Below are 3,591 nucleotides of genomic sequence, written 5' to 3' on the forward strand. Positions count from 1 at the left end.
AACTTATCTAGGAAACTCCCGCTAGGACCGGGGCGGGCAGCGGTCATCGCCTGCTGGTAAGGCGGTGGTCAGAGGTACGGCGATCAGAGGTGGCGCAGCAGCACCGTGGGGTCTTCGACCGCGTCGGCGACGAAGCGCAGAAAGGACCCGGCGGTGGCGCCGTCGCAGACTCGGTGGTCAAAGGTGAACGAAAGCTGCACGATCCTGCGGACCGCCAGTTCGCCGTCCACCGCCCAGGGCCTGGGGACGATCCGGCCGATGCCGATCATCGCGGCCTCGGGGTGGTGGATGATGGGCGTGGAGCCGTCGACACCGAAGACGCCGTAGTTGTTGAGCGTGAACGTGCCGCCGGTCAACTCGGCGGGAGTGAGCGTGCCCGCGCGGGCGGCGGCGGTCAACCGGGCGATCTCGGCGGCCAGTCGAGCGGTGGTCAGGCCCTGAGCGTGGTGCACCACGGGCACGACCAGGCCGCGCGGGGTCTGGGCGGCGAATCCCAGGTGGACGGCGGCGTGGTGGCGCACGCCGGTCGCGCGGCCGTCCGCGTCGGTGACGACGGCGGAGTTGAGTGCGGGAAAGCGGACCAGGGCGGCGACGCAGATGCGGGCCAGGATCGCCAGGAGACCGATTCTGGGCTCGGCGCCCCCCGCGTTGCGGGTGTCGTTGAGGGTGTCCTTGGCGGCGAGCAGGGCGGTGGCATCCGTGTCGACCCAGCAGGTGGCGTCCGGCACCTCGCGCCTGCTGCGCACGAACGTCTCCGCCGCGCGCCGCGCCAGCGGGTCCAGCGGGACGACGGTCGCGTCGGTCTCCGCCGGGCGCGACGGAGCGGAACGCGGGGCGATGGCACTCTCCACGTCCTTGCGCAGAATCAGCCCGTCCGGGCCGGTGCCGACGAGTTTTCGGAGATCGACGGAGTTCTCGCGGGCGAAGCGGCGAACGAGGGGCGAGACGACCTTGACCACGGTCTGGGCGGAAGGCCCGAGTGGCGTCGCCGGTCCGGGAGCCGGGGTAAGCGCCGGTACGGGAGGCGCTCCGGGAGCGCCGACGCGTCGTCGGCGGCGGGTTCGGGGGGGTTCCGTGCTGGTGCCGTAACCGACGAGGATGTTCCCGGAGCCCGTTCGCCCTGCTGCCGGCTCGCTGACGGCCACGGTGATCAGTGGTGTGCCGACCGGGACACTGGTACCGGCCAGGCCGGCGAGGGAGGTGACGACGCCGGCATAGGGGCAGGGCACCTCGACGACGGCTTTGGCGGTCTCGACCTCGGCTACGGGTTGGTCGACGGTGATGACGTCCCCGACGCCGACAAGCCAGCGGACGACCTCGGCGGAGGTCAGGCCCTCGCCGAGGTCGGGGAGGGGGAATTCGCGTACCGCGGCCACGGGTCACTGCTCCCACTGGAGTCGGGCGACGGCGTCGAGGATGCGGTCGACGCTGGGAAGGTAGTGATGTTCGAGCATGGGGGGCGGGTAAGGGATGTCGAAGCCGGTGACCCGCAGGACGGGGGCGGCAAGGTGGTGGAAGCACCGCTCGCTGACGCGGGCAGCGATCTCCGCACCGACCCCGCCGAAACCCGCGGCCTCGTGGACCACAACGGCGCGCCCGGTGGCGCGGACCGCCTCGCAGACCGTCTCGTCGTCGAAGGGGACCAGCGAGCGCAGGTCGACCACCGCCAGGTCCCAGCCCTCCGAGCGCGCGGCCGCCGCCGCCTGGAGGCACACGGGGAGCGAGGGGCCGTAGGTCAGGAGGGTCGCCGAGGTACCGGTCCGGCGGACCACCGCGCGGCCGATCGGCGGCACCTCGGCCGGAGAGAAGTCGTTCGTGGACCGCTCGTCCATGGACCGCTCGTCCATGGACCGCTCGTCCGTAGACCAGTAGAGCCGCTTGGGCTCCAGGAACACCACCGGGTCGTCCGAGGCAATCGCCGAGCGGAGCAGCCCGTAGCCGTCGGCGACGGTGGCGGGGGTGACGACGTGCAGGCCTGGGGTGTGCGCGTAGTAGGCCTCGCTGGAGTCGCTGTGGTGCTCGACGCCGCCGACGCCACCGCCGTACGGGATGCGGATGGTGATCGGCAGCGTGGTCTTCCCGGCCGTGCGGTTACGCATCTTGGCCACATGCGACGCGAGCTGCTCGAACGCGGGGTAGGCGAAGGCGTCGAACTGCAGCTCCACGACGGGCCGCAGGCCGTACATGGCCATGCCCACGGCGGTGCCGAGGATGCCTGCCTCGGCCAGGGGGGTGTCCAGGCAGCGTTGCGCGCCGAATTCGGCAGCCAAGCCGTCGGTGACTCGGAAGACGCCGCCGAGGGTGCCAACGTCCTCGCCGAGGATGTGGACGCGCGCGTCCTCGCGCAGCGAGTCGCGCAACGCGGCGTTGAGGGCCCGCACCATGGTCGCGGCGCTCATCGTGCGCCGTCGCTTTTGGCTGCGTCCGCGGCCTGCCAGGCCATCAGCTCGGCGGCCTGCTCACGAAGCTGGCTGGTCGGCTGGGCATAGACGTGCGTGAACAGTGAGCCCGGATCGAGATCAGGCACACGATCGAACTGGGCGCGTATCTCGGCGGCGAGTTCCTCGGCGGCCCGCGCGACTGCGGCGACGCCGGCGTCGTCGAGGAGACCGGCCTTGCGTAGCTGCCGCTCCAGCAGCGTCAGCGGATCGCGGGCCTGCCAGGCGGCGACCTCCTCCGAGGTGCGGTAGCGGGTCGCGTCGTCGGCGTTGGTGTGCGCCTCCAGCCGGTAGGTGACCGCCTCGACCAGCACCGGGCCGCGACCCGACCGCGCGTGCTCGACCGCCGCGCGCAGCACACCGTGCACCGCGGGCGCGTCGTTGCCGTCCACCAGGCGACCGATGATCCCATGGCCCACCGCTTTGTGTGCCAGCGTCGGCGCCGCGGACTGCTGGGCCAGCGGCACCGAAATCGCATAGCCGTTGTTCTGTACCAGGAACACCACTGGCGCGTTCAGCACCCCGGCGAAGTTCAGCGCCTCGTGGAAGTCGCCCTCGCTGGTGCCGCCGTCGCCGATCAGGGCAAGCGCCACGACGTCCTCCGCCGCCCACGGATCCGAGGCCGCGCGCAGGCGAGCGGCGTGGGCCAGGCCCACCGCATGGCAGGCCTGGGTGGCCAGCGGAGTCGACAGCGGCGCGATCCGGTGCTCCCGCGGATCGTAGCCGCTGTGCGCGTTCCCGCGCATCAGCGTCAGCGCGTCCACCGGGCGCACGCCCCTCGACACCACCGCCAGCGTGTCGCGGTAGCTGGGGAACAGCCAGTCCGACTCCCGCAGCACCATGGCCGCGGCGATCTGGCATGCCTCCTGGCCGGTGGACGCCGGGTACACGGCGAGGCGGCCCTGCCTGGCCAGGGTCGTGGCCTGCTGGTTGAAGCGCCGTCCCAGCACCAGACGGTGGTACAGGACGCGCAGCAGATCGGTGTCGACCTTCCCCGCCGCCTCCGTGCCGAGGACCCGGACCGGCTCGGGGTCGGGCAGGAGCGGAGCCGGGTCACGACGCGGACCGTGGGAGCTCGGCGGCCCGACGAAGCCGGGCGCGGTGCTGTCGTCGAGGATTGTCATGGTCCACCTTCGGCAGTTGGTGGCGGAAA

3 protein-coding genes are annotated in these 3,591 nt (G+C 72.0%); all 3 read right to left on the reverse strand.

Annotated elements, in window-relative coordinates; translation table 11 throughout:
- Positions 1–83: 83 nt before the first annotated feature.
- From AC08OX_RS15900 to pdhA, 3 genes are read right to left on the reverse strand one after another with little or no spacing between them, the layout of a single operon-like run.
- Complete coding sequence (locus AC08OX_RS15900) at positions 84–1,376, reverse strand: dihydrolipoamide acetyltransferase family protein (protein WP_476608534.1); 1,293 nt, start codon at positions 1,374–1,376, stop codon at positions 84–86.
- Positions 1,377–1,379: 3 nt separating this feature from the next.
- The gene (locus AC08OX_RS15905) at positions 1,380–2,399 is read right to left on the reverse strand and encodes an alpha-ketoacid dehydrogenase subunit beta (RefSeq protein ID WP_476608535.1); all 1,020 of its coding nucleotides are present in this window, start codon (positions 2,397–2,399) and stop codon (positions 1,380–1,382) included.
- On the reverse strand, positions 2,396–3,562 hold the full coding sequence (gene pdhA / locus AC08OX_RS15910; protein WP_476608536.1) for a pyruvate dehydrogenase (acetyl-transferring) E1 component subunit alpha: 1,167 nt from the start codon (positions 3,560–3,562) through the stop codon (positions 2,396–2,398). The genes AC08OX_RS15905 and pdhA overlap by 4 nt, the downstream gene beginning before the upstream one ends.
- Positions 3,563–3,591 lie beyond the last annotated feature (29 nt).

The sequence above is a fragment of the Frankia sp. CoBUL1 genome, from assembly GCF_978021245.1.

What these genes read in the sequence shown, in the direction of transcription:
- AC08OX_RS15905 (WP_476608535.1), bottom strand. Translation starts at nt 2,399, where the DNA reads ATGAGCGCCGCGACCATGGTGCGGGCCCTCAACGCCGCGTTGCGCGAC.
- pdhA (WP_476608536.1), bottom strand. Translation starts at nt 3,562, where the DNA reads ATGACAATCCTCGACGACAGCACCGCGCCCGGCTTCGTCGGGCCGCCG.